Here is a 24,806-nt window from a genome sequence, read left to right on the forward strand (position 1 = left end):
CGCGGGGGCCGGCGTACGAAAGGCAATCCATGACACTGCTGAGTGAAACCGAACTGCAGTTGGTGGCGCAGACCATCGCCCGCGTCGAGCGCGACACCGACGCGGAAATCGTCACGGTGCTGGCCGAACGTGCCGATGACTACGCCTATATCCCCTTGCTCTGGGCCAGCCTGATCGCGCTGGTGCTGCCGGGCATCCTGAACTACGGCATCGTGGCCCTGGGCCCCCACCAGCTGCTGTTCACGCAATGGGCGGTGTTCGTGGTCCTGGCGTTGCTGTTTCGCGTGCCGGCCATCACGACGCGCCTGATCCCGGGCCACGTCAGGCGCTGGCGCGCGTCCAATCTGGCGCGTCGCCAGTTCCTGGAGCAGAACCTGCACCATACGCGCGGCGAAACCGGCATGCTGATCTTCGTATCGGAAGCCGAGCGCCACGTGGAAATCCTGGTGGACCGCGGCATCACCGCGCTGCTTCCCGATAGCACCTGGGAACCCATCATCGCCGAGTTCACGCGCCAGGTGCGCCAGGGCCGGACCATACAAGGTTTCGTGGGCTGCATCGAAAGCTGCGGCGCGCTGCTCGCGCGCCATCTGCCCAGTACGTCGCAGCGCGACGAACTGCCCAACCGCCTGGTGGTCCTGCGCTAGACCCGCATGCGGTCGTCAGGGCCGGCGGCTGGCGCGCCATAGCCGCGATGGACATCCATCAGGTCGTCACGAAAATCGCGCCTGGCCCGGTCCAGGTCCAGGCGCTGCCCCGCGGCGATGCGTGGCGTCCCGGCTCCGCTTTCCCGGCACAGTGATTCCCAGGTTTTTCTCAGGATGTCGAATGCGGCGCAGGCCTCGCGCTGGTCCTGCGTCAGGTCGTCGTCCGTGAATTGCAGCAGTGCGCCATGCGCGGCCGCGGCGCCCACGTTGTAGTACCAGTGCGCGCTGCCATCGTGGCCCAGCAGTATCCCGGCATCGCGCGCGACGCCCGCATGGTAGACATGCATCGTACGGGCGGCGATGACATCCGCCAGTGCCTTCAGCAACCGGGCTCCCAGGGGCGCGCCGCGCAGCGTCAGCAGCGCGCGCTGGAAGCCATCGCGGTATGCGGCCATGTTGTCGTCCAGATTGAAGCGCAGCCCGACCTGCGCGTAACCGTTCCGCGCGGATTCGGCGACCGGGGCCGGGGCCTCGCCCGCGGGCCGGATCGTATCCAGCAATTCCTGCCGGAACGCCATGGTTTGCGGGTGCAGGTGCAGGCGTTCTGCGGGGACCGGCGAACCAGCCGTGAAATGGTTCATCGCGCCCAGCAGGAATTCGAACAGGCCGCAGGCGTACTGCTCTCGTGGGGGAAATGGCTCGCGGCTGCTGTAGGCCTGCATCGAAGCGCCGTGCGACAAGAGGGTGTCCGGGAAAAGCGCCATATGCAGTCCGCCATGCGCGTCGATCGCCATGCCGGCCAGTTGCGGCCGGGCGGCGCGCGTGACCTTGATGTGGTGGTGCGCCAGCTTGCGCGACAGGTCCGTCAGCAGCAGTTCTCCGGTCCGGGTGGTGCCGATGGTGGCCAGGGCTTCCATCAGCGGTTCTTCATTGCGACGGACGTCGCCGGCGACATGCAGTTCGAGCGTGGCGCCGCGTTCCGGATCGAGCGGGAAGGGCGCGGCAAGCCCGGGTCTGGACCGCGTCGACGGGCCGGGGCCGGACAGGGGCCCGGCCTGCGCGTCCGGTCCGGCGGGACTGGGCATGACCGGGGCGGCGCGCCCCAGCGGATAGCTGATGATCCAGCCGGGTTGCCAGGGCGAGCCGGGTGGCGTCGGCTGCGGCAACAGCTCCGGCGCATCGAGGCCATCGGGCGGGATCTGCGTGGCGGCGGCGCCAGCGGGTGCGATCGAATACATGCTGTCTCCATCGATATCAAGGACGACCCTGCCATGCCGTGCGATGGCGCGGGAGGCGGCTGGGTAGGGCGGGTCGGCCGCCGCGTTCCTGCGAACGGGGTATTCCCCAGGCGAAATGAAGACGGATTAACAGCGCTGCTGCTATCCTTGCGCAGGCATGCCAATTCGTGCAGCAAAGAACAACAGAACTACGCGTATCGCCTTCAGGAGACCGCCATGTCCAACGCCATCCAATCCGTGCTGGTAGAAAACCGGGTATTCCAGCCGCCCCAGCGCGCATCGCAGGGATCCTCCATTCCCAGCATGGAAGCCTACGAAAAGCTGTATCGCGAGGCCGACCAGGACGGCACGAATTTCTGGGCCCGCATGGCGCGTGAAAACCTGGCCTGGACCAAGCCCTTCACCCAGGTGCTGGACGACAGCAACCCGCCTTTCTATCGCTGGTTCGCCGATGGGGAACTGAATGTCTCCGCCAATTGCCTGGACAGGCAGGTGCAGAACGGCAATGCCGGCAAGGTCGCCATCATTTTCGAAAGCGACGACGGCAAGGTCGAGCAGGTCACCTATGCCGATCTGCTGGCGCGGGTCTGCCGCTTCGCCAACGGCCTGAAATCGCTGGGCTACAAGAAGGGCGATCGCGCCATCATCTACATGCCCATGTCGGTGGAAGCCGTGGTGGCCATGCAGGCCTGCGTGCGCCTGGGCGTGACCCATTCGGTGGTGTTCGGCGGCTTTTCCGCCAAGAGCCTGCAGGAACGCATCGTCGACGTCGGCGCGTCGCTGGTCATCACGGCCGACGAACAGGTGCGCGGCGGCAAGGTCATTCCCCTGAAGCCCGCCGTCGAGGAAGCCTTCAACATGGGCGGCTGCGACGCCGTGCGCCAGGTCATCGTCTACCGCCGCACCGGCGGCCAGGTCGCCTGGAACGCGGACCGCGACCTGTGGATGCACGAGGTCGCCGCCAACCAGCCGGACACCTGCGATCCCGTGCCGGTGGAAGCCGAGCACCCGCTGTTCATCCTGTACACCTCCGGGTCGACCGGCAAGCCGAAGGGCGTGCAGCATTCCTCGGCCGGATATCTGCTGTGGGCGCTGCTGACGGTGAAGTGGACCTTCGACGCGCGCTCGGACGACGTCTACTGGTGCACCGCCGACGTGGGCTGGATCACGGGGCATTCCTACATCGCCTACGGACCGCTGGCCGCCGGACTGACCCAGGTCGTGTTCGAAGGCGTGCCGACCTATCCGAATGCCGGCCGCTTCTGGGACATGATCGCGCGCCACAAGGTGACCACCTTCTATACCGCGCCGACCGCCATCCGTTCGCTGATCAAGGCGGCCGACGCCAATCCCGATACGCATCCCGGCCGCTACGACCTGGGCAGCCTGCGCATCCTCGGCACCGTCGGCGAACCCATCAATCCGGAAGCCTGGATGTGGTACCACAAGAACGTGGGCAACGAACGCTGCCCCATCGTCGATACCTGGTGGCAGACGGAAACCGGCGGCCACATGATCACGCCGCTGCCGGGCGCGACGCCGACCAAGCCGGGGTCTTGCACCCTGCCGCTGCCGGGCGTCGCGGCGGCCATCGTCGACGAGACGGGGGCCGACGTCGATCGGGGCAATGGCGGCTTCCTGGTCATCAAGAAACCCTGGCCCGCGATGATCCGCAACATCTGGGGCGACCCGGAGCGATTCAAGAAGAGCTATTTCCCGCCGGAGCTGCGCGGCTACTACCTGGCCGGCGACGGCGCCCAGCGCGACGCCGACGGCTATTTCTGGATCATGGGCCGTATCGACGACGTGCTGAACGTTTCCGGCCATCGCCTGGGCACCATGGAAGTCGAGTCCGCGCTGGTCGCGCATCCCCTGGTGGCGGAAGCCGCGGTGGTGGGGCGGCCCGATGACACGACGGGCGAAGCGGTGGTGGCTTTCGTGGTGCTCAAGCGTGCCCGTCCGGAAGGCGCCGAAGCCACGGAAATCGCGCGTCAGCTGCGCGACTGGGTCGGCAAGGAAATCGGTCCCATCGCCAAGCCGAAGGACATCCGCTTCGGGGACAACCTGCCCAAGACGCGTTCCGGCAAGATCATGCGCCGCCTGTTGCGCGTGGTCGCCAAGGGCGAGGAAATCACCCAGGACGTGTCCACGCTGGAAAATCCACAGATCCTGGAGCAACTGGCGAAGTCGGTCTAGCCGACGGCGTGGCGCCATGGAGCCATGGCGCCGATCCTGACGAGGAAAAATGAAAGCGCGACAGGGCGCGGTCGATGGCGTCGCATGGGTGCTGATGGTCATCACCGTCCTGACCTGGGCGGGCAGCTGGATCGCCATGAAAATGGTGGTCCCTTATATCGGCCCCTTCGATTTCGTGGTCGTGCGCTATGTCTGCGGCGGCGCCGTGCTGCTGGCCGTCGCCCTGGCGACGCGGCGGCGCCTGTCCATGCCATCCTGGCGCGACACCGTGGCGGTGGGCCTGATCCAGACCGCCGCCTTCCAGGGCGTGGTCCAGCAGGCGCTGGTGCATGGCGGGGTGGCCAAGGTGTCGCTCATGGCCTACACCATGCCCTTCTGGGTGGTGCTGTTCGGCTGGATGCTGCTGGGCGAAAGACCCACGCAGCGCCATTGGCTGGGCATCGCGCTGGCAGCGCTGGGCCTGGTCTGTATCATCGAGCCCTGGAGCCACGTGGGCGATAACCTCAGCGTGCTGCTGGGCATTGCCGGCGGCCTGTTCTGGGGCCTGGGCACGGTGCTGGCCAAGCGCGGATTCAACCGCCACCGGCCCGATATCGTCGTCTTCACCGGTTGGCAGATGTTCATAGGCGGCGTGGCCATGGCCCCCGTGGCGCTGGCCGTGCCGCAGATCGCCACGGTCTGGAATACGCAGCTTCTGTTGGGCATGGCGTATATCATCCTGGCGGCATCGGCGGCGGGATGGCTACTTTGGCTGATCGTCGTGCGGCGCGTGCCGGCCTCGGTGGCCGGCATGTCCAGCCTGGGCACTCCCGTGATCGCCGCGCTGCTGGCCTGGCCGATCTTCGGCGAAAAGCCCGCGCCCGTCGAAGGCGTCGGCATGGTGCTGATACTGTGCGGCCTGATCGTGGTCGCGCGCGCGGCGGGCCGGTCCCCGCCGCGTCCCCTACCCGCATGAAAGGAAACCGAGATGATTGATTTGCGCAGCGACACCGTGACGCGTCCCAGCGCCGCCATGCGCGCCGCCATGGTCGACGCACCCGTGGGCGACGATGTCATGGGCGACGATCCCACCGTGCAGCGCCTGCAGGCCCAGGTGGCCGCGCGCGCCGGCAAGGAGGCCGCGCTGTATTTTCCGTCCGGCACGCAGAGCAATCTGGCCGCCATCATGGCGCACTGCGGCCGCGGCGACGAATACCTCGTCGGACAGCTGGCCCACACCTATAAATACGAAGGCGGCGGCGCGGCCGTCCTGGGCAGCGTCCAGCCCCAGCCGATCGAACACGCGGCGGACGGCAGCCTGCCCCTGGACAAGCTGCGCGCCGCCATCAAGCCCAAGGGCGACCCGCACTTCGCCCATACCCGCCTGCTGGCCCTGGAGAACACCTTCCATGGACAGGTCATACCGCAGGCCTATCTGGAGGAAGCCGCCGCGTTCGCACGCGGGCAGGGCCTGGCCGTGCATCTGGACGGAGCGCGTGTCTTCAACGCCGCCGTCGCGTCCGGGCTGGACGTGGCCGAGGTGTGCCGGCCCTTCGATTCCGTATCCATCTGCTTTTCCAAGGGACTGGGCGCGCCGGTGGGCTCGGTGCTGGCCGGCAGCCGCGATGTGATCGCCGCCGCCACCCGCTGGCGCAAGGTGCTGGGCGGCGGGATGCGCCAGGCCGGGATGCTCGCAGCGGCCTGCCTGCATGCGCTGGATCATCACGTCGAGCGCCTGGCGGAAGACCATGCCAATGCCGAACGCCTGGCTGAGGGCCTGCGCCAGGTCGGCCAGGTCAAGGTGCTGCGCCAGTCCACCAATATGGTGTTCATCGACGTCCCCGGACAGCACTGCGAAGCGCTGACGGCGTACGCGCGGTCACGCGGGGTGCTGATGATGGCCGCCTACGGCGGCCCGACCCGCCTGGTCACCCACATGGATGTATCGCGCGAAGACATCGACACCGTGATCGCCGCCGTCAAGAGCTATTTCGCCAACGCCTGAGCCGGCTCGGGACGTCAGGGCTCTCGCATGACCCGCAGCAGGTGGTGGCGCATGAGCGCCGCCGCCCAGTCGCGGTCATCGTCTTCCAGCGCCTGGATGATCGCCAGGTGGCATTCGATGGACGGCAGGAAGCGCGGTGAACTGCGCACGAAGGCACTGCGATCCTCGAGACGGCGCAACTGGTTTTGCTGCTGGATGGCCTGCAGGAAAAACCGGTTGCCGCAGAATCGCGCCAGCGTTTCATGGAAATCCGCATTCAGGTTGAAGAACACCTCGGGCGGCAGGTCGGCCACGGCGCTGTCCCGCAGCACCGCTTCATGGGCGGTGCGTAGCCGCCGCAGTATCGCGGGGTCGGCCTTGAACGTGGGCTGCAGCAGGGCGGCGCATTCGACGGCGGCGCGGAATCGATAGCTTTCCAGCCGCGCTTCGCATTCGGCCAGAGAATGGGTAAAGCGCCAGCCGTGGCCCTGGCGCTTTTCGATCAGCGCCTCGGCGCTCAGCCGCACCAGGGTCTTGGCCAGTACGCTGCGCGTGACGTCGTAACGCTGCTGCAGGTCACGGTCCGTGAAGCTGTCCGGGATCAGGCGATCGGCGCGGTCCTGGATCAGCCGGCTGTACAGCTCGTCGGCCGTCATGCCGGATGCCTGCAGCAACGGCGGCGTCTTGCCATCGGCGATTTCGCCGACGTAGTAGCCGCTGTTGGGCCGCGCTTCGATGAAGCGTTCGGCGGCCAGCAGCTTCAGCGCGGCCCGCACGGGCGTGCGGGACACCTGGTAGCGCTTGGCCAAGGATTCTTCCGACAGATGCGTGCCGGGCTGGTGGATGTGCGAAATGATGTCGCTGGCGATGCGGCGCGCCAGATCGACTTGCAGCCCTGTCGGCCGTGAGGCGTGTTTCTCGACCTGCATAGTGCTCCCTGATCGACCACAGCTGCATGCGAACGGCCTACCGCGTATTTTTTATCGTGCGACCGCGTATGCGCGCGATCGTGGGGATTGCGGGACAGAAGGGGAGTAACGGCGCTTCGTGTGGGCAGAATACGCGCAATACAGCGGGATGGCGACACCGCGCCGTGGCTTTTGGGATTCTCGCAACACCCGCCGAGGGGCGGGCAGGTATGCAGGCAGGGGGCTACCTGTACACCGCCGGGCCGGCGGCAGTCCGTCCCCTCCCTAGCGCGCGGCCAGCAGGGCGGCGTAGCCGTCCCGCGAGTCTGGCCAGGCCAGTTCGTAGCCGCTGGCACGCAGCCTCGCGTTGCGCAGTTTCTTGCTGCCTATGCCCGCCGGTGGCGGACCTTCCGCTGGCCGCGGGCAGCCGAGCCGATCCGCCAGATGGTCGTAGAGGACGTCGATGGGCAGCGGGGTGTCATCGCTGCCGACGTAAACGGGCTGGGCATCCGGCAGCATCAGCAGGTGCGCGATGGCGCCCGCGGCGTCGTCCGCATGCATGCGGTTGGCCCAGTGGGGCGTATCCCTGGGCACGCGCGCCTGGCCGGCGCGCAACCGGTCCAGCAGCTGCAGGCGCCCGGGACCGTACAGGCCGGACAGGCGCAGCACCGTGGCCGGCAGACCTTGCGCCAGCAGCCACCGTTCGGCTTCCAGCAGCACGGCGCCGTTCATGCCGGGTGGGGCGGGCGGGGTGGCTTCATCCACCCAATCGCCGCCATGATCGCCATAGACGGCCGACGACGAAACGAACACCAGGCGGCGCAGGCTGCGCTGGTCCAGTCGTTGGACCACATTGCGCAGGCCCTCGATGAATACGGCGCGATAGGCGGCTTCCTCGCGGCGGCCAGGGCTGAGCGCGACCACCACGCGGGTGGGGGCCGCAGGCAGTGCCGGCAGCGTTTCCGGGCGGGTGACGTCGGCGGCCAGCCATTCGATGCCGGAGGAGGAGGCCGCGGGAGGATTGCGGCGTACCGCCACGATCCGGGCCGGCGGCGCGGGCAGCTCCCGCAGCCGTCGCGCCACGCGCTGGCCCAGGTCGCCGCCACCCACCAGCAGGATGCGTTCGTCGCGACCCGGCGCGCTGGTGGGGGTGCCCATCACATCCCGTTGTAGACGGGGCCTTCGCCGCCCTGCGGCGCCACCCAGACGATGTTCTGCGTGGGATCCTTGATATCGCAGGTCTTGCAGTGCACGCAGTTCTGCGCATTGATCTGCAGGCGGTCGGCGCCGTGGTCGTCCTTGACGAACTCGTACACCGCGGCCGGGCAATAGCGGGCTTCGGGGCCGCCATACTTGGCCAGGTTCACTGCCACCGGCACGCTGGGATCCTTCAACGTCAGGTGGACCGGTTCGTTCTCGTCGTGATTGGTGTTCGAAATGAATACCGAGCTGAGCCGGTCGAAGGTCAGCTTGCCGTCCGGTTTCGGATAGTCGATGCGCGCGCACTGCGAAGCCGGCTGCAGACAGGCGTAGTCGGGCTTGGTGCGATGGATGGTCCAGGGGAAATTCCCCTTGAGCAGCCATTGCTCGATACCCGTCATCACGGTCGCCAGCGTGCGACCCTTCTTGAACCACTGCTTGAAATTACGTGCCTTGTGCAGTTCTTCACGCAGCCATGACGACTCGAAGGCGGTCGGATAGGCGGCCAGCACATCCTGGCGGCGGTCGGCCAGAACGGCCTGGAAGGCGGCTTCCGCGGCCATCGCCCCGGACTTGATCGCGGCGTGGCTGCCCTTGATCCGCGGCGCGTTCAGGAAGCCGGCTTCGCAGCCGACCAGCGCGCCGCCCGGGAAGGCCAGCTTGGGCAGGGACAGCAGCCCACCGGCCGTCAGCGCGCGGGCGCCGTAGGCGATGCGCTTGCCGCCTTCGAAGGTGGGGCGGATCGCGGGGTGGGTCTTGTAGCGCTGGAATTCCTCGAACGGCGACAGCCAGGGGTTCGCATAGTCCAGGCCGACCACCATGCCCACGGCCACCAGGTTGTTGTCCAGGTGGTAAAGGAAGGAGCCGCCGTAGGTATCGGAATCCAGGGGCCAGCCGGCCGTATGCACCACCAGCCCGGGATGGGATTGGGCCGGATCGACCTCCCACATTTCCTTGATGCCGATGCCATAGCTTTGCGGATCCCGGCCTTCGTCCAGGCGGTAGCGCTCGATCAGCTGGCGCCCCAGCTGGCCGCGCGAGCCCTCGGCGAACAGCGTGTAGCGCGCCAGGAGCTCCATGCCGGGCTGGTAGTTGGCGGTGTGGCTGCCGTCACGCGCCACGCCCATGTCGCCGGTGACCACGCCGCGCACCGCGCCCTGTTCGTCATAGAGCAGGCCGGCGGCCGCGAAGCCTGGAAAAATATCCACGCCCAGGGCTTCGGCCTGTTCGCCCAGCCAGCGCACGACGTCGCCCAGCCGCACGATGTAATTGCCTTCGTTGCGGAAGCAGTCCGGCAGCAGGAAGTGCGGCGTGACGCGGGCGCCGGTGCGGCTCAGGAACATGAACTTGTCCCGCGTGACAGGGACGTTCAGCGGCGCGCCTTTTTCCTTCCAGTCGGGGATCAGCTCGGTCAGCGCCCGCGGATCCATCACGGCGCCGGACAGGATGTGGGCGCCCAGTTCCGCGCCTTTTTCCAGTACGCAAACGCCGATTTCATGGTTTTTTTCCGCGGCCAGCTGCTTGAGCCGGATGGCGGCGGCCAGGCCGGCGGGCCCGCCGCCGACGACCACCACGTCGTATTCCATCGATTCCCGATCTGACATGCGCCTTGTCCCCTGATGCGATGTGGGCTGGAAGTATGATTTGGATGAACCCTGGATTGTATTGCAGCTCACCATGACCGCATCCGACACCCCCATACTCCCCCCCGGAAGCACCCATGTCGTCGAAATGCCCCTGCGCTGGGGCGACTCCGACGCCCTCAACCATCTGAACAACACGCTCTACTTCCGGCTCATGGAAGAAGCGCGCATGCAGATACTGTATGGCGCCGGTCTTGCGCTGCCCGCCGACGCCGGGCCCATCCTGGCCCATGCATCCTGCGATTTCCTGCGCCCCTTGACGTATCCGGCATCGGTGCGGGTCACGCATACCCTGACCCGGGTCGGACGATCCAGTATCGAGTTCGAACTGACCCTGGACAAGGTCGGCGACGAGCGCGGCCCGTATGCGCGCGGCCGCAACGTGCTGGTCTGGCTGGACTACGTGGGCAACCGGTCCGAGCCCTGGCCGGCGCAGGTCCTGTCCAGGCTGGCGGAAATCCTGCGGCCGCCCCAGGCCGGATAGATGCCCGTAAAATCGACCGCGTCGCAAGATGCATAACGTCAGCGACCGCCCGCGCCGCCGATAGGGGGGCCGGGCAGGTACTTAATCCCTATTCTGGAGCTGGAGCGATGGACAAGGTTTACGCGAGCGCCGCGGAGGCGCTGGCCGGCGTCGTCAAGGACGGCCAATTGATCGCCGTTGGGGGCTTCGGCCTGTGCGGGATTCCTGAAGCGCTGATCGCCGCCCTGCGCGATACCGGCGTCAAGAACCTGACATGCATCAGCAACAACGCCGGCGTCGACGGTTTCGGGCTGGGCCAGTTGCTGGCCACCCGGCAGATCCGCAAGATGATTGCTTCCTACGTGGGAGAAAACAAGGAATTCGAACGCCAGTACCTGGCGGGCGAACTGGAGCTGGAATTCACGCCCCAGGGCACGCTGGCCGAAAAGCTGCGCGCGGGCGGCGCCGGCATCCCGGCCTTCTACACGCGTACCGGGGTGGGCACGCTGGTGGCCGAAGGCAAGGAAACGCGCGAATTCGACGGCCAGACCTACATCATGGAACGTGCGCTGGTGCCCGATGTATCGCTGGTCAAGGCCTACGCGGCCGATCGCACCGGCAACCTGATCTTCCGCAAGACGGCGCGCAACTTCAATCCCAACGTGGCGATGGCCGGCAAGGTCACCATCGTCGAAGTGGAAAAGCTGCTGAATACCGGCGATATCGATCCGGACCAGGTGCACCTGCCCGGCATCTTCGTACATCGCATCGTGGTCAACGCCAATCCGGAAAAGCGCATCGAGCAGCGCACCGTCCGCACCGCTTGAGGAGAATGAATCATGGCATGGACTCGTGACGAAATGGCCGCGCGCGCGGCCCGCGAACTGCAGGACGGTTTCTATGTGAACCTGGGCATCGGCATGCCGACCCTGGTCGCCAATCATGTGCCGCCGGGCATCGAAGTCTGGCTGCAGTCCGAGAACGGCTTGCTCGGCATCGGGCCCTTCCCGACCGACGAGCAGGTCGACGCCGACCTGATCAACGCCGGCAAGCAGACGGTGACGACGCTGCCGGGATCGTCGATTTTTTCCTCGGCCGACTCCTTCGGCATGATCCGCGGCGGCAAGATCAACCTGGCCATCCTGGGCGCCATGCAGGTGTCCGAGAAAGGCGACCTGGCCAACTGGATGATCCCGGGCAAGATGGTCAAGGGCATGGGCGGGGCCATGGACCTGGTCGCCGGGGTGGGGCGCGTGGTGGTGCTGATGGATCACGTGGCGCGCAAGAAGGACGGCACCGAAGACTTCAAGCTGCTGCCCGAATGCACGCTGCCGCTGACGGGCGTCGGCGTGGTCGACCTGATCATCACCGACCTGGGGGTGCTGGAAGTCGGCCCCAGGGGCCTGAAGCTGGTCGAGCTGGCGCCCGGGGTGTCGGTGGAGGAAATCAAGGCCAAGACGCCGGCCGCGCTGGATACCAGCGGGGTGAAGGCGGCGGCCTAGCGCGGCGGCCCGGCCAGCGCGGTCCGGGCGGCGCCGTCCGGGCGGGCGACCTGCCCCTGGGCTGCGCGCGGCGACGGAAAACGGTCCCTTCCGGGGCCGTTTTTTTTGCCCTTGCCTATTGTCGGGCACGCTATTTGCCTACGGGGAACACCCAATTCGACCGTGGGACGGTATGTCTGTTGCGAATGCCCCGCTCGCCCTGAAAGTCCTGACCGTGAACACCCATAAGGGCTTCACCTTCTTCAATCGCAAATTCATCCTGCCGGAGTTGCGTGACGCCGTCCGGGCGGTCGCGCCGGACCTGGTGTTCCTGCAGGAGGTGCTGGGCGCGCATGAGGCACATGCCGCGCGCTTCAAGGGCTGGCCGGAAACCTCGCAATACGAGTTTCTGGCGGACAGCATCTGGAAGGACTTCGCCTACGGCCGGAACGCGGTGTATCCGCATGGCCATCACGGCAACGCGGTCCTGTCCAAATTTCCGATCGTGCATTACGAAAACATGGATGTCTCCGTTGGCAATCACGAAAAGCGCGGGCTGCTGCATTGCGTGATCCAGCCGCCCGACCGTGAGCACCGGCTGCATGCGATCTGCGTGCATCTGGGCCTGCAGGAAAAGCACAGGCAGCAGCAGCTGGATCTGCTGTGCGAGCGTGTGGATCGGCATACCGCGGATGGCGAGCCGGTGGTCATCGCCGGCGACTTCAACGACTGGCGGCTGCGGGCGCATGGCAAGCTGAGCCGCTGCGCGGGATTGAAGGAAGTGTTCGTCGCCACGCAGGGCGTGGCCGCGCGTACCTTCCCCGCCCGCTGGCCCCTGCTGCGCCTGGACCGCATCTACGTACGCAACATGTCCCGCTTCCGCCCCCTGGCCCTCGCCACCCGTCCCTGGACGCATCTTTCCGATCACGCTCCCCTGGCCGCGGAGGTGGTGATATGAGGAGGATCTCGCCATGAGCGCGCGGTGGATACCCGGCAACGCCTTCAAACTCCTGGAAAACGGCGAGGCCTACTACCCGCGGGTGTTCGAAGTCATCGAACAGGCGCAGGCCGAAGTCCAGGTGGAAACCTTCATCCTGTTCGACGACAAGGTCGGGCAGGGCCTGCGCCGCGTGCTGATCGCCGCCGCGCAGCGTGGGGTTCGCGTGAGCCTGCTGATCGACGGCTACGGCTCGGAAAGCCTGCCCGAGGAATTCCTGGGCGGCATGCTGCGCGCCGGCGTCAGCGTGCGCGTGTTCGACCCGCGCGCCCGGGTGTTCGGCTTGCGCACCAATGTATTCCGCCGCATGCACCGCAAGATCGTCGTGGTCGACGGCGAGACCGCCTTCATAGGCGGCATCAACTTTTCCGCCGACCACCTGGGCGACTTCGGCCCGCAGGCCAAGCAGGACTATGCGGTCGAGATACATGGTCCCATCGTCACCGAAATCCATCGCTTCGCCCGCCGCACCATAGACCCGAAAAAGCGCAGCCGCTGGTGGCCGCGCCGGCTGCAGCGCAAGGCCGCCGAGCAGCACGCCGGCAAGGCCGAGGCCATGTTCGTGGTGCGCGACAACGTTCGCCACCATACCGACATCGAACGGCACTATCGCGCCGCCATCCGCCTGGCCCAGCACGAGGTGACCATCGCCAACGCCTACTTCTTCCCCGGCTACCGCCTGCTGCGCGACCTGCGCAATGCCGCCCAGCGCGGGGTGCGCGTGCGCCTGATCCTGCAGGGCGAGCCCGACATGCCCATCGTCAAGGTGGCCGCCGGCATGCTCTACGACCACCTGACGGCGGCGGGTGTGCAGATCTACGAATACTGCCAGCGCCCGCTGCACGGCAAGGTGGCGTGCGTGGACGGCACCTGGGCCACGGTGGGATCGAGCAATCTGGATCCGCTCAGCCTGGCCCTGAACCTGGAAGCGAACGTCATGATCCGCGATAAGGAGTTCGCATCCTTCCTGCGTGAGCGGCTGGAATGGCTGATCGAGAACCATTGCCGGCACCCCGAGCCCGCTCCCCCGGGCAGCCGCAAGCTGCGGCGACTGCTGTGGGGCATTTTCGTCTACCACTTCCTGCGACGCTTCCCTTCCTGGACCGGCTGGTTGCCCGCGCACAAACCCCGTCTACTTACGGTGGCGCCGCCGCCGCCGATCGTTACCGAAGCAGAGGAAACGCATGAGCAGCGACCAGCTTAGCGCCGCGGCCCCGCGCCAGGGCGGCTTCATCCAGGGGCTGCGCGCCCGTTGGCCCCTCCTGCGCAAGATCATCTTCATCGCCTTCGCCTTGCTGGTGATCGGCCTGCTGGTGAACCTCGCCCGCGATGTGGAGTGGGACAAGGTGATGGAAGCGGTGCAGGCCAATACCTGGCCCGTCCTGCTGCGCGCGTGCGGCGTGGCTGTCGCGAGCTACCTGATCTATGCCTGCTTCGACCTCCTCGCGATTCCCTACCTGGGCCACCGGATTCCCCCGATCCGGGTGATGGCGGTGGGTATCGTCGCCTATGCCTTCAACCTGAACATGGGGTCGCTGATCGGCAGCGTGGGCTTCCGTTTCCGGCTGTACCTGAAGATGGGATTGCAGGCCGCGGAAATCACCCGCATCGTCGGGCTGAGCCTGACCACCAACTGGCTGGGCTATTTCTGGGTGGCCGGCGGCCTGTTCGCCTGGGGCGTCCTGCCGATTCCCGACAACTGGAACATCGGGGCAGGGGCACTGCGCGTGATCGGGGCGGCCATGGTGCTCGCCGCCGTGGCGTATGTGGCGCTATGCGCATGGTCGCGGCGCCGGTCCTGGACCGTACGCGGGCACGAGATCTTCCTGCCCTCCGGCAAGATCGCGGTGGCGCAGAGCGTGCTGGGCAGCGCCTGCTGGATGTCGATCGGCATGGTGGTCTGGACCCTGATGCGGCACGACGTGTCCTATGCCCTGGTGCTGGGCGTGCTGCTGCTGAGCGGAATCGCCGGCGCCGTGACTCATATCCCCGGCGGCCTGGGCGTGGTGGAAGCCGTGTTCGTCGCCATGCTGTCCGGGCAGGTCCCGCACTACGAAATCCTGGGCACGCTACTCACCTACCGGGCGGTGTATTACCTGGGGCCCTTCGCCATCGCGGCGGTGCTTTATTTCATCCTGGAAGCGGGCATACGAAAGGGGGCGGACCTGCCCCCGGCGCCCGAGTCGGCGCGCTAGCGGCGGGCCGGCGGGCCGCGGCCTCGCCGGCTTCTTCAAGGCCAACCTCAAGGCCAAATTCAGGGCCGGATCCAGGTCTAGGGATCCAGGACCTAGTCCCGGGCCGATTTCCCCACTCGAACTTCTGCCAGGCGGCGCCCCACGGGTGCCGTCCTGGTTCATGCTGCACTGCGGCAGGGGTAAACCCGAGTGTGAAAATTTATTTTCATGAATAAAATAGCGGGCGAAATACATTTACATTTGCGTTCCTTCCACGGTCCCGTTTCTCCCGATCCGCATCCGCGCCCAGGCGCGCATCCCCCCCCACCACCACCACCGGCCGGGAAGGGTGCAGCCAGCCACGAACGCTCCCGCCCGCATGAACCAGCCCGCCGTCACCATTGCCGATCGCATCGCGAACGCGCAGCCCACGCTCAGCCCGACGCAGCATCGGCTGGCGGAGTACGTGCTGGCGCATCAGTTCCGGGCGGCGACGATGACCATCGACGAGTTTGCCGCCGCCAACGGGGTGTCGGTCGCCACGGCCAACCGCTTTGCCCGCACCTTGGGCCTGCCGGGGTATCCGCAGTTTCGCGCCGAGCTGGCGCGCGGCTTCGAGTCCGCCCTGGCGCCGGTGGAAAAGCTGCGGACGCGGCTGGCGCATCCGGCCACCGCGGCGGAAGTCTTCGCCGCCTCGCTGCAGGAGGACGCGCGCAATGCGGAGCGTACGCTGCAGTCGCTGGACGCCGCCGCCTGCGAGCGGGCAGTGGACGCCGTCCTGGCCGCGCGGCGCATCTATATCGTCGGTTTCGGCGCCAGCGGCTTCCTGGCCGGGCTGATGCACCGTTCGCTGTTCATGCACTGCGACGTGGTCGAGTCCCTGGCAGGTCCGGGTGGCGTGTCCCAGGCCGCGCGCCGCCTGCCGCGGATGAAGTCGGACGACCTGATGGTCGTCATCGGCTTTCCCCGCTACGTCAATGACACCGTGACGTTGGCCGCCGCCGCCAAGGAGGCTGGCGTCCCCGTGCTGGCGCTGACGGACAAGCCAACCTCGCCATTGGCCCCGCTGGCCACCGTCGCGCTCTATGCGCAAGCCGAACGCCAACTGTTCGCAAATTCCGAGACGGCGGCGCTGGGCCTGATCGAAGCGCTGGCCGCCGCGGTGGCCTTCCGCGCCAAAGACTCGGTGGCCTCCGCGCTGGAGGCTACCCAATCCATCATGCCGTGGCTGCTCCACGGCTCAGGAGAAAGAAAGCGATGATCCAACCCGTAGTGGCCATCCACGGCGGCGCCGGCACCATGTCGCGCGCGTCGATCTCGCCCGAGCAGGAGCGCGAGTACCTGGATGCCTTGAACCAGATCCTGGCCGCCGCCCAGGCCGTGCTGGCGCGCGGCGGCAGCGCCCTGGACGCGGTGACGGAAGCCGTCACGCGCCTGGAAGACTGTCCGCTGTTCAATGCCGGGCATGGCGCCGTCTACACCAGCGCCGGCACGCACGAGCTGGATGCGTCCATCATGGATGGCGCCACGCTGCGTTCCGGTGCGATCGCCAACGTGAACTGCGTGCGCAACCCCGTGCTGGCGGCGCGGTGCGTCATGGAGAACAGCAAGCACGTGTTCTTCGTTGGACAGGGGGCTGAGGCGTTCGCACGCGAACAGGGACTGGAAATCGTCGACCCGTCGTATTTCTCGACGCCGGCGCGCTACGAACAGCTGCTGCGCGTGCAGCGCGAACAGCCCGGCGCGGCGGTGCTGGACCATGACGGACAAGCCATGGTGGCGGGCATGCAGCCCGCCGCGGCGCCCATCGATCCCGACCGCAAGTTCGGCACCGTGGGCGCCGTGGCCCTGGATGCGCAAGGCAACCTGGCGGCCGCGACGTCCACCGGCGGTGTCACGAACAAGCAGGTGGGCCGCGTGGGCGATGCGCCGCTGATCGGCGCCGGCTGCTATGCCTCCAACGCGACCTGCGCGGTGTCGACGACCGGGACCGGCGAAATGTTCATCCGCATGGTGGCCTCCTACGACGTGGCCGCGCAGATGGAATACCGCGGCGCCACGCTGGAAGAAGCCGCCCATTCCGTCGTCCATGACAAGCTGCCGCGCATCGGCGGCAAGGGCGGCCTGATCGCGGTCGATGGCCAGGGCAATGTATCGCTGACCTTCAATACCGAAGGCATGTATCGCGGCCATGCCCGCGTGGGCGAAGCGCCGGTGGCCGCCATCTATCGATGACGCGGCGACGGGCGCAATGAGTGTAGTGAGTTTCAGGGGATGAATATGGCCGACAGCATGATGGACGCGCGGGCGACGACCCGCCGCGACGATCGGCCGGCAATGCCGGAAAACCGCGTGGTGCAGGTGCGGGACCTGACCGTGCGGTTCGCGACCGCGGAGCGTACCGTCGAAGCCGTGCGCGACCTGTCCTTCCATGTCGACCGGGGCGAAACCCTGGCCATCGTGGGCGAGTCGGGGTCGGGCAAGTCGGTGACCTCGCTGGCGCTGATGCGCCTGGTGGAGCACGGCGGCGGTCGCATCGCCCAGGGCAGCATCCTGCTGCGGCGCCGCGCGGGCCAGGTCATCGAACTGGCGGGCGCCAGCCAGCGCGAGATGCGCGGCGTGCGCGGCGCCGACATGGCGATGATTTTCCAGGAACCGATGACGTCGCTGAATCCGGTCTTCACCGCTGGCGACCAGATCGCGGAATCGATCCGCCTGCACCAGGGCAAGGATCGCGCCGCCTCGCGCGCCGAAGCGCTGCGCATGCTGGAACAGGTTCGTATTCCGGAAGCGCGTTCGATCATGGATCGCTATCCGCACCAGTTGTCGGGCGGCATGCGCCAGCGGGTGATGATCGCGATGGCGCTGGCGTGCAAGCCGGCGCTGCTCATCGCCGATGAACCGACGACCGCACTGGACGTGACCATCCAGGCGCAGATCCTGCAGCTGATCCGCGCGCTGCAGGAAGAGATGCATATGGGCGTGGTGTTCATCACGCACGACATGGGCGTGGTGGCGGAGGTCGCCGACCGGGTGCTGGTGATGTACCGCGGCGACAAGGTGGAAGAGGGGCCGTCGACCGAAATCTTCGGCGCGCCGAAACACCGCTACACCCAGGCCCTGCTGTCGGCCGTGCCCCGGCTGGGTTCCATGCGCGGCACCGACCTGCCGGAGCGCTTCGAGCTGGTGCGCATGGATGCCGGGTCGCCGATCGCCGCCGCCGATGCGGCCGCGGATGCGGCGGCCGATGCCGCGGCGGACGGTGACGCGCTGGCCGCCGACGCGACGGCCAGGGAACCCATCCTCAGCGTCCGCGACCTGGTCACGCGTTTCGATCTGCGTGGCGGCATCCTGAGCCGTGTGCGCGGCCGCGTGCACGCGGTGGAAAAGGTCAGCTTCGATCTTTATCCGGGAGAAACGCTGGCGCTGGTCGGCGAATCCGGCTGCGGCAAATCCACCACCGGACGCTCGCTGCTGCGCCTGACCGAAAGCCAGGGCGGCAGCATCAAGCTGGAAGGCCGCGACATCGGCAAGCTCAAGGGCGCGGAACTGCAAGCCTTGCGCCGCGATATCCAGTTCGTGTTCCAGGATCCCTTCGCGTCGCTCGATCCGCGCGTCACGGTCGGCTTTTCCATCATGGAGCCGCTGCTGGTGCACGGCGTGGCCAGCGGCAAGGAAGCCGAACGCCGCGTGGCCGAACTGCTGGAGCGCGTCGGCCTGCCGGCGGCGATGGCGCAGCGCTACCCGCATGAATTTTCCGGTGGGCAGCGGCAGCGCGTCTGCATCGCGCGCGCGCTGGCGCTGAATCCCAAGGTGGTGATCGCCGACGAATCGGTGTCGGCTCTGGACGTATCCATCCAGGCGCAGATCGTCAATCTGCTGATCGACCTGCAGCGCGACCTGGGTGTGGCCTTCCTGTTCATCTCGCACGATATGGCGGTGGTCGAACGCATCAGCCACCGTGTGGCGGTCATGTACCTGGGCCAGATCGTCGAGATCGGGCCGCGCCGGGCGATTTTCGAGAACCCCCAGCACGCGTACACCAGGAAGCTGATGGCCGCCGTACCGATCGCCGATCCGGCGCGGCGCCATCTGAAGCGCGCGCTGCTGACCGAAGAAATACCCAGCCCGATCCGCAGGCCCGGCGACGAGCCGGTGGTCGCGCCGCTGGTGAATGTCGGACCGGGACACTATGTGGCCCGGCACGCCGTGGGCGGCCGTTATTGAGGCCGTCCAGCCGCTCGTCAAGCAGCATCGTTTTCCTCCGTTGTCGTTCGTTTTAGTCCACCCACTCTCCTTTCACCCTCAGGAGTGCATCACATGAAAGCATTGCGCCCCACCCGTCTGATGGCCGCCGCGGCGCTGGCCTTCGGCGTCGCCGCGTCGCCCCTGGCGCACGCGACGAAGGATGTGACCTTTGCCGTTTCCATCGCCCTGGAGACGCTCGATCCCTACAACACCAACAGCACCCTGAACCAGGCCGCCGGCAAGGCGTACTACGAAGGCCTGTTCGAATTCGACAAGGACCTGAAGATCCAGCCCTTGCTCGCCACCGGCTACGAAGTCAGCCCCGACGGCCTGGTCTACACGATCAAGCTGCGCCAGGGCGTCAAGTTCCAGGACGGCACGGACTTCACCGCGGACGCCGTCAAGGCGAACTTCGACCGCGTCTCGAATCCTGAGAACCGCCTGACGCGCTACACGCAGTTCAACCAGGTCGAGAAGACCGAAGTGGTCGATCCGTACACCGTGCGCATCACGCTGAAGCGTCCGTTCTCCGCCTTCATCAACGCGCTGGCCCACCCGGCCGCCATGATGATCTCGCCGGCCGCGCTGAAGAAGTGGGGCAACAAGGACATCGGCTTCCACCCCGTGGGCACCGGCCCCTTCGAGTTCGTCGAATGGAAACCGGCCGAATACCTGAAGGTCAAGAAGTTCGACGGCTACTGGCGCAAGGGCTATCCCAAGGTGGATACGCTGACCTTCCGCACGGTCACCGACAACAACACCCGCGCCGCCGTGGTGCAGACCGGTGAGGCGCAGTTCGCCTTCCCGGTGCCGTACGAGCAGGCCGCCTCGCTGACCAAGAACGACAAGATCGACGTGGTCGATCGCAAGAACTCGATCATGGCCCGCTATGTGTCGATGAACGTGCAGCAGAAGCCCTTCGACAATCCCAAGGTGCGCCAGGCGATCAATTACGCGATCAACAAGGAAGCCCTGATCAAGGTTGCCTACGCCGGCTACGCCAGCGTATCGACCGGCGTGATCCCGCAGGGTGTCGAGTACGCCTACCAGATCGACAAGAAGGGCTGGTCCTACGATCCGAAGAAGGCGCGCGAACTGCTGAAGGAAGCCGGCTATCCCAACGGTTTCGAAAGCACGCTGTGGTCGGCCTATAACGACGGTACGTCGCAGAAGATCGTCCAGTTCCTGCAGCAGCAGCTGGCCCAGGTCGGCATCAAGGTGTCGGTCGAAGTGCTGGAATCCGGCCAGCGCGTGCAGCGCGTGCAGCAGGTGCAGAAACCCGCGGACGCCAAGGTCCGCATGTACTACGCGGGCTGGTCGTCGTCCACCGGCGAAGCCGACTGGGGCCTGCGTCCGCTGCTGGCCACCGAAGCCTTCCCGCCGCAGCTGAACAACACGGCCTACTACTCGAACGCCAAGGTGGACGATGACATCAAGAAAGCCTTGACCACCACCAACAAGGACGAGAAGACCGCCTTGTACAAGGACGCGCAGCAGACTATCTGGAACGATGCGCCGTGGGCCTTCCTGGTCACCCAGGGCAATGTCTACGTCAAGTCGAAGAACCTGACCGGCGTGTACGTGATGCCCGATACCAGCTTCTGGTATGGCGACGTCGATCTGAAGCAATAAAAGCAGTGCAATAAAAGCAGTGCAATAAAGGCAGTGCAATAAAGGCAGTGCAATAAAGGCAGTGCAATAAAGGCAGTGCAGTAAACCACCGCGCGGATGCCTGGCATCCGCGCGCAGGAATTCCTTATGCTTACCTACATCGTCAAGCGCCTTCTGGGCATGATACCCACGCTGCTGCTGGTCATCGCGGTGGTGTTCATGTTCGTCCACATGCTGCCCGGCGACCCGGCGCGGCTGGCGGCGGGCCAGGACGCCGACGAACAGACAGTGCAACTGGTGCGCCAGGAACTCGGGCTGGACCTGCCCCTGCCGCAACAGTTCGTCCGCTATTTCACCCACATGCTGCAGGGCGACCTGGGCGTGTCCCTGCGCAGCAAGCGTCCGGTCAGCACCGAGATCGCCGACCGCTTCATGCCGACGCTGCTGCTCACGATGACCAGCATGGTCTGGTCCGTGTTGTTCGGCATGGTCATCGGCATCGCATCGGCCGTGTGGCGCAACCGCTGGCCGGACCGGCTGGGCATGACGCTGGCCGTGTCGGGCATTTCCTTTCCCGCGTTCGCGCTGGGGATGATGATGATGCAGGTGTTTTCGGTGCAGCTGGGCTGGTTGCCCACCATAGGCGCGTCCAGCTGGAAACACTACATACTGCCTTCCATCACGCTGGGCGCGGCCGTGGCGGCCGTGATGGCGCGCTTCACGCGCGCGTCCTTCGTCGAAGTCATACAGGAAGACTTCGTGCGCACCGCGCGCGCCAAGGGCCTGGCCGAATCGGTGGTGGTGGCCAAGCACACGCTGCGCAACGCCCTGATCCCGGTCGTCACCATGATGGGCCTGCAGTTCGGTTTCCTGCTGGGCGGCTCCATCGTGGTCGAGACCGTGTTCAGCTGGCCCGGCCTCGGCGCGCTGCTGGTCGACGCCGTGACGCAGCGCGACTATCCGGTCATCCAGGGCCTGGTGCTGCTGTTTTCCCTGGAATTCATTCTGATCAACCTGGTGGTGGACGTGCTGTACGGCGTGATCAACCCCAGCATCCGGTACAAGTGAGGCGGCCATGACGCAACCCATGTCGCAACTCGACAACACCGCCGCCGCCGGCGCCGCGACCGCCGCCGTGCCGGCCGGCGCGGAAGCCGTGCGCACGCCGTTCACGGAATTCTGGCGCAAGTTCAAGAAGCAGCACCTCGCGATGGGTGCGGGTATCTTCGTGCTGCTGCTGGTCGTGGTGGCCGCGCTGGCGCCCTGGATCGTGCCCTTCGACGCCGAGAACTATTTCGACTACGACAATCTGAACGCCGGTCCGTCGCTGGTGCACTGGCTGGGCGTGGACGCGCTGGGCCGCGACATCTTCAGCCGCATCCTGATGGGCGCGCGCATTTCGCTGGTCACCGGCTTCGTCTCGGTGGCGCTGGGCGCGGCCGTGGGCACTTTCCTGGGCCTGATGGCGGGCTACTACGAAGGCTGGTGGGAGCGCGTCAGCATGCGGCTGTCGGACGTGCTGCTGGCCTTCCCCGGCATGCTGCTGGCGATCGGCGTGGTGGCCATCCTGGGCTCCAGCATGGTCAACGTCGTGGTCGCGGTGGCGGTGTTCAGCGTGCCGGCCTTCGCCCGCCTGGTGCGCGGCAACACGCTGTCCATCAAGCACATGACCTACGTGGAAGCCGTGCGCAGTATCGGTGCGTCGGACTGGACCATCATCATGCGGCACATCCTGCCCGGCACGATATCGCCCATCGTCGTCTACGGCACCATGCGCATCGGCACCTCCATCATTACGGCGGCCAGCCTGTCCTTCCTGGGCATGGGCGCGCAGCCGCCCACGCCGGAGTGGGGCGCGATGCTGAACGAGGCGCGCGCGGACATGGTGACTTCGCCGCACATCGCCGTGTTCCCGGCGCTGGCCATCTTCCTGACCGTGCTGGCGTTCAACCTGCTGGGAGACGGCCTGCGCGACGCCTTGGATCCCAAGATCGACCGGCGGTAGGCCATGGCGACTCGTATGAGGACGAGTTCTGGCGCGGCCGTCGCCTGCCCGCGCGTCGGCATGCTGGCATCCGGACCGCTGGACACGCTGTGCGATGTCGGCGGCGTCACGGTGGGCCATGCCACGCTGGCGCGCGACGCCATCCAGACCGGCGTGACGGTCGTGCGCCCGCACGGCGGCGATCCCTACCGGGACAAGGTGCCGGCGGGACTGGCCGTGCTGAACGGCTTCGGCAAGAGCATCGGCCTGGTGCAGGTGGAAGAGCTCGGCCTGCTGGAAACGCCCATCGCGCTGACCAATACCTTCTCCGTCGGCACCGTGGCCAACGCCCAGATCCGCCAGGCCGTGGGCGCCAATCCGGAAATCGGCCGGGCCTGGCCGACGGTGAACCCGCTGGTGTTCGAGTGCAATGACGGTTATCTGAACGACATCCAGGCCATGGCCGTGTCCGAGTCCGACTACCTGGTCGCCCACGGCGCCGCGTCGGTCGATTGCGCGCAGGGCGCCGTCGGCGCGGGCCGGGGGATGTCCTGCTTCGGTTTCAAGGGCGGCATCGGCAGCGCATCGCGGATGACGCGTCCGGCGGATGGCCGGTCCTGGACGGTGGGCGCGCTGGTGCTGGCGAACTTCGGCCGCCAGCCCTTGCTGACGGTCGCCGGCCGTCCCTTCGGGCAGCGGCTGGAGCGCGATCGCGCACAGGGCCGCGCGGCTGGCGGCGCCGCCGCGGCGGGGCATGACGCCACGACGGCGGATCCTGCCGACGGCGCCGGTGCGACAGGCGCCGAGAAGGGCTCCATCATCCTGCTGCTGGCCACCGACGCGCCGCTGGACGCCCGCCAGTTGCGCCGCCTGGCCCTGCGGGCCGGTGCCGGCCTGGCCCGCACGGGTTCCGTATTCGGTCACGGCAGCGGCGATATCGCGCTGGCTTTCTCCACGGCGTATACCGTGCCGCACCAGGCGGACCGCGGCATGCCGGCGATCGCCATGCTCCACGAAACCCGCATCGATCCACTGTTCGAGGCGGCCGCCGAAGCGATCGAGCAGGCCATCCTGCACGCGCTGTGGCGCGCGGACGGCGTCACCGGCCGCGACGGCCACGCCAGGATGACCATACGCGACGCGATTCCCGCCTGGCGGGAATGGCTGGACGGCCGGCCCTGAGCGGCGGGCCCGCAACCTATCGACCTACAGGAAGCCTTACATGCGCATACTCGTTTCCACCGACATCGAGGGCGTCGCCGGCGTCTTCCATTCCCAGCAGGTCACCGCCGGCAATGGCGAATACGAGCGTGCCCGCGCCTGGATGACGGGCGAGGCCAACGCGGCGGTCGCCGGCGCCTTCGAAGGCGGCGCCGATGACGTGCTGGTCAACGACTCGCACGGTGGCTTCCGCAATCTGCTGCCCGACGGCATCGACGAACGCGCCCGGCTGGTGCTGGGCAAACCGCGGTACCTGGGCATGATGGGCGGCCTGGAAGAGCCGTGCGACGCGGTCTTCATGATCGGCTACCACTCGCGCGCCCAGGGCCGTGGCGTGCTCGCCCACACCATCAACGGCTTTTCCTTCGCCAAGGTCCGCATCAACGGCATGGAGCTGGGCGAAGCCGGGCTTTACGGCGCGCTGGCGGGCGAACTGGGCGTGCCGGTCGCCCTGGCCAGCGGCGACGATGCCTTCATCAGCGAAACCCGCGAGCTGTTTCCCGGCGCGGTCTGGGTGCAGACCAAGATCGCGCGCGGGCAGGGCAGCGGCGTGTCGCTGTCGCCGGCGGCCGCGCGCGCGGCCATCCGCGAAGCCGCGCGCCAGGCCATGGACAATATCGGCGGCCTCAAGCCCTGGCGCATCGAGCCGCCTATAGAATGCGTCCTGCAGACCCAGAACCCGGCGCTGGCCGATCTGTTCTGCACCTGGCCCGCGCTGGAGCGCGTGGACGGCGTAACGCTGCGCTTCACGACCGACAGCATGCAGGCCGCCATACGCACGCTCAACAGCCTGGCCGCCATGTCATTCATGCTGCGCTGACCGCGCCCCAAG

22 protein-coding genes are annotated in these 24,806 nt (G+C 67.0%); 18 read left to right on the forward strand and 4 right to left on the reverse strand.

Annotated features, from left to right (window positions below; all coding sequences use genetic code 11):
- Positions 1 to 29: 29 nt before the first annotated feature.
- Positions 30 to 647, forward strand: coding sequence for a TPM domain-containing protein (locus CAL12_RS08530; RefSeq protein ID WP_086064098.1), 618 nt, complete (start codon positions 30 to 32; stop codon positions 645 to 647).
- Here CAL12_RS08530 and CAL12_RS08535 read toward each other — a convergent pair.
- On the reverse strand, positions 644 to 1,885 hold the full coding sequence (locus tag CAL12_RS08535) for a hypothetical protein (protein WP_086064099.1): 1,242 nt from the start codon (positions 1,883 to 1,885) through the stop codon (positions 644 to 646). The two genes, CAL12_RS08530 and CAL12_RS08535, sit on opposite strands and share 4 nt — an antisense overlap.
- A gap of 216 nt (positions 1,886 to 2,101) precedes the next feature.
- Here CAL12_RS08535 and acs point away from each other — a divergent pair, with 216 nt between their 5' ends.
- Genes acs through ltaE form a run of 3 tightly spaced genes read left to right on the forward strand, consistent with a single transcriptional unit; the run spans position 2,102 to position 6,065 of the window.
- Positions 2,102 to 4,081, forward strand: a complete 1,980-nt coding sequence (gene acs / locus CAL12_RS08540) for an acetate--CoA ligase (protein WP_086064100.1) — start codon at positions 2,102 to 2,104, stop codon at positions 4,079 to 4,081.
- A 49-nt stretch (positions 4,082 to 4,130) separates the two neighbouring features.
- Entirely contained in the window at positions 4,131 to 5,036 is a 906-nt protein-coding gene (locus CAL12_RS08545) for a DMT family transporter (RefSeq protein ID WP_232464744.1), read from the forward strand.
- Between the two features lie 12 nt (positions 5,037 to 5,048).
- The gene (ltaE, locus tag CAL12_RS08550; protein ID WP_086064101.1) at positions 5,049 to 6,065 is read left to right on the forward strand and encodes a low-specificity L-threonine aldolase; all 1,017 of its coding nucleotides are present in this window, start codon (positions 5,049 to 5,051) and stop codon (positions 6,063 to 6,065) included.
- Positions 6,066 to 6,079: 14 nt separating this feature from the next.
- On the opposite strand, the gene CAL12_RS08555 is transcribed toward ltaE, so the two are convergent.
- The 3 genes from CAL12_RS08555 to CAL12_RS08565 form a co-directional block, all read right to left on the reverse strand.
- Positions 6,080 to 6,973 carry a GntR family transcriptional regulator gene (locus tag CAL12_RS08555; RefSeq protein ID WP_086064102.1) on the reverse strand — a complete coding sequence of 298 codons (894 nt, stop codon included), beginning with the start codon at positions 6,971 to 6,973 and terminating at the stop codon, positions 6,080 to 6,082.
- Between the two features lie 264 nt (positions 6,974 to 7,237).
- Positions 7,238 to 8,110 (reverse strand): NAD-dependent epimerase/dehydratase family protein, encoded by an 873-nt coding sequence (locus tag CAL12_RS08560; protein WP_086064103.1) that lies wholly within the window; start codon positions 8,108 to 8,110, stop codon positions 7,238 to 7,240.
- Positions 8,110 to 9,756, reverse strand: a complete 1,647-nt coding sequence (locus tag CAL12_RS08565) for an electron transfer flavoprotein-ubiquinone oxidoreductase (RefSeq protein ID WP_198298407.1) — start codon at positions 9,754 to 9,756, stop codon at positions 8,110 to 8,112. Before CAL12_RS08565 ends, CAL12_RS08560 begins: the two co-directional genes overlap by 1 nt.
- A gap of 73 nt (positions 9,757 to 9,829) precedes the next feature.
- Here CAL12_RS08565 and CAL12_RS08570 point away from each other — a divergent pair, with 73 nt between their 5' ends.
- The 14 genes from CAL12_RS08570 to CAL12_RS08635 all read left to right on the forward strand — a co-directional run bounded on the left by CAL12_RS08570 (position 9,830) and on the right by CAL12_RS08635 (position 24,794).
- Positions 9,830 to 10,279 carry an acyl-CoA thioesterase gene (locus CAL12_RS08570; protein WP_086067755.1) on the forward strand — a complete coding sequence of 150 codons (450 nt, stop codon included), beginning with the start codon at positions 9,830 to 9,832 and terminating at the stop codon, positions 10,277 to 10,279.
- 107 nt (positions 10,280 to 10,386) lie between these two features.
- On the forward strand, positions 10,387 to 11,085 hold the full coding sequence (locus tag CAL12_RS08575; protein ID WP_086064105.1) for a CoA transferase subunit A: 699 nt from the start codon (positions 10,387 to 10,389) through the stop codon (positions 11,083 to 11,085).
- Positions 11,086 to 11,097: 12 nt separating this feature from the next.
- Positions 11,098 to 11,760 (forward strand): CoA transferase subunit B, encoded by a 663-nt coding sequence (locus tag CAL12_RS08580; RefSeq protein WP_086064106.1) that lies wholly within the window; start codon positions 11,098 to 11,100, stop codon positions 11,758 to 11,760.
- 172 nt (positions 11,761 to 11,932) lie between these two features.
- A complete protein-coding gene (locus CAL12_RS08585; RefSeq protein WP_086064107.1) occupies positions 11,933 to 12,697 on the forward strand; it encodes an endonuclease/exonuclease/phosphatase family protein in 765 nt (254 codons plus the stop codon).
- A gap of 13 nt (positions 12,698 to 12,710) precedes the next feature.
- The gene (clsB, locus tag CAL12_RS08590; protein WP_086064108.1) at positions 12,711 to 13,940 is read left to right on the forward strand and encodes a cardiolipin synthase ClsB; all 1,230 of its coding nucleotides are present in this window, start codon (positions 12,711 to 12,713) and stop codon (positions 13,938 to 13,940) included.
- A complete protein-coding gene (locus CAL12_RS08595) occupies positions 13,921 to 14,931 on the forward strand; it encodes a lysylphosphatidylglycerol synthase domain-containing protein (protein WP_086064109.1) in 1,011 nt (336 codons plus the stop codon). Before clsB ends, CAL12_RS08595 begins: the two co-directional genes overlap by 20 nt.
- Before the next feature lie 358 nt (positions 14,932 to 15,289).
- Complete coding sequence (locus CAL12_RS08600; RefSeq protein ID WP_086064110.1) at positions 15,290 to 16,171, forward strand: MurR/RpiR family transcriptional regulator; 882 nt, start codon at positions 15,290 to 15,292, stop codon at positions 16,169 to 16,171.
- Entirely contained in the window at positions 16,168 to 17,145 is a 978-nt protein-coding gene (locus CAL12_RS08605) for an isoaspartyl peptidase/L-asparaginase family protein (protein ID WP_086064111.1), read from the forward strand. Before CAL12_RS08600 ends, CAL12_RS08605 begins: the two co-directional genes overlap by 4 nt.
- Before the next feature lie 45 nt (positions 17,146 to 17,190).
- Positions 17,191 to 19,137 (forward strand): dipeptide ABC transporter ATP-binding protein, encoded by a 1,947-nt coding sequence (locus CAL12_RS08610; protein ID WP_420042763.1) that lies wholly within the window; start codon positions 17,191 to 17,193, stop codon positions 19,135 to 19,137.
- Positions 19,138 to 19,230: 93 nt separating this feature from the next.
- Positions 19,231 to 20,790, forward strand: a complete 1,560-nt coding sequence (gsiB, locus tag CAL12_RS08615) for a glutathione ABC transporter substrate-binding protein GsiB (protein ID WP_086064112.1) — start codon at positions 19,231 to 19,233, stop codon at positions 20,788 to 20,790.
- A gap of 126 nt (positions 20,791 to 20,916) precedes the next feature.
- Positions 20,917 to 21,837: a glutathione ABC transporter permease GsiC gene (gene gsiC, locus CAL12_RS08620; RefSeq protein WP_086064113.1), complete on the forward strand. Its 921-nt coding sequence runs from the start codon at positions 20,917 to 20,919 to the stop codon at positions 21,835 to 21,837.
- A 19-nt stretch (positions 21,838 to 21,856) separates the two neighbouring features.
- Positions 21,857 to 22,774, forward strand: coding sequence for a glutathione ABC transporter permease GsiD (gene gsiD / locus CAL12_RS08625; RefSeq protein ID WP_086067757.1), 918 nt, complete (start codon positions 21,857 to 21,859; stop codon positions 22,772 to 22,774).
- Positions 22,775 to 22,789: 15 nt separating this feature from the next.
- Entirely contained in the window at positions 22,790 to 23,935 is a 1,146-nt protein-coding gene (locus CAL12_RS08630; protein WP_232464745.1) for a DmpA family aminopeptidase, read from the forward strand.
- A 40-nt stretch (positions 23,936 to 23,975) separates the two neighbouring features.
- Complete coding sequence (locus tag CAL12_RS08635) at positions 23,976 to 24,794, forward strand: M55 family metallopeptidase (RefSeq protein ID WP_086064115.1); 819 nt, start codon at positions 23,976 to 23,978, stop codon at positions 24,792 to 24,794.
- The last annotated feature ends 12 nt before the right edge of the window (positions 24,795 to 24,806 follow it).

This window comes from Bordetella genomosp. 8 (assembly GCF_002119685.1).
Lineage (GTDB): Bacteria > Pseudomonadota > Gammaproteobacteria > Burkholderiales > Burkholderiaceae_B > Bordetella_C.

Coding starts and splice junctions, on each gene's coding strand:
- CAL12_RS08600 (WP_086064110.1), top strand. CDS start 15,290: ATGAACCAGCCCGCCGTCACCATTGCCGATCGCATCGCGAACGCGCAG.
- clsB (WP_086064108.1), top strand. CDS start 12,711: ATGAGCGCGCGGTGGATACCCGGCAACGCCTTCAAACTCCTGGAAAAC.
- ltaE (WP_086064101.1), top strand. CDS start 5,049: ATGATTGATTTGCGCAGCGACACCGTGACGCGTCCCAGCGCCGCCATG.
- CAL12_RS08530 (WP_086064098.1), top strand. CDS start 30: ATGACACTGCTGAGTGAAACCGAACTGCAGTTGGTGGCGCAGACCATC.
- gsiD (WP_086067757.1), top strand. CDS start 21,857: ATGTCGCAACTCGACAACACCGCCGCCGCCGGCGCCGCGACCGCCGCC.
- CAL12_RS08595 (WP_086064109.1), top strand. CDS start 13,921: ATGAGCAGCGACCAGCTTAGCGCCGCGGCCCCGCGCCAGGGCGGCTTC.
- CAL12_RS08545 (WP_232464744.1), top strand. CDS start 4,131: ATGAAAGCGCGACAGGGCGCGGTCGATGGCGTCGCATGGGTGCTGATG.
- CAL12_RS08630 (WP_232464745.1), top strand. CDS start 22,790: ATGAGGACGAGTTCTGGCGCGGCCGTCGCCTGCCCGCGCGTCGGCATG.
- CAL12_RS08605 (WP_086064111.1), top strand. CDS start 16,168: ATGATCCAACCCGTAGTGGCCATCCACGGCGGCGCCGGCACCATGTCG.
- CAL12_RS08585 (WP_086064107.1), top strand. CDS start 11,933: ATGTCTGTTGCGAATGCCCCGCTCGCCCTGAAAGTCCTGACCGTGAAC.
- CAL12_RS08575 (WP_086064105.1), top strand. CDS start 10,387: ATGGACAAGGTTTACGCGAGCGCCGCGGAGGCGCTGGCCGGCGTCGTC.
- gsiC (WP_086064113.1), top strand. CDS start 20,917: ATGCTTACCTACATCGTCAAGCGCCTTCTGGGCATGATACCCACGCTG.
- CAL12_RS08635 (WP_086064115.1), top strand. CDS start 23,976: ATGCGCATACTCGTTTCCACCGACATCGAGGGCGTCGCCGGCGTCTTC.
- CAL12_RS08570 (WP_086067755.1), top strand. CDS start 9,830: ATGACCGCATCCGACACCCCCATACTCCCCCCCGGAAGCACCCATGTC.
- gsiB (WP_086064112.1), top strand. CDS start 19,231: ATGAAAGCATTGCGCCCCACCCGTCTGATGGCCGCCGCGGCGCTGGCC.
- CAL12_RS08580 (WP_086064106.1), top strand. CDS start 11,098: ATGGCATGGACTCGTGACGAAATGGCCGCGCGCGCGGCCCGCGAACTG.
- CAL12_RS08555 (WP_086064102.1), bottom strand. CDS start 6,973: ATGCAGGTCGAGAAACACGCCTCACGGCCGACAGGGCTGCAAGTCGAT.
- CAL12_RS08560 (WP_086064103.1), bottom strand. CDS start 8,110: ATGGGCACCCCCACCAGCGCGCCGGGTCGCGACGAACGCATCCTGCTG.
- CAL12_RS08610 (WP_420042763.1), top strand. CDS start 17,191: ATGGCCGACAGCATGATGGACGCGCGGGCGACGACCCGCCGCGACGAT.
- acs (WP_086064100.1), top strand. CDS start 2,102: ATGTCCAACGCCATCCAATCCGTGCTGGTAGAAAACCGGGTATTCCAG.
- CAL12_RS08565 (WP_198298407.1), bottom strand. CDS start 9,756: ATGTCAGATCGGGAATCGATGGAATACGACGTGGTGGTCGTCGGCGGC.
- CAL12_RS08535 (WP_086064099.1), bottom strand. CDS start 1,885: ATGTATTCGATCGCACCCGCTGGCGCCGCCGCCACGCAGATCCCGCCC.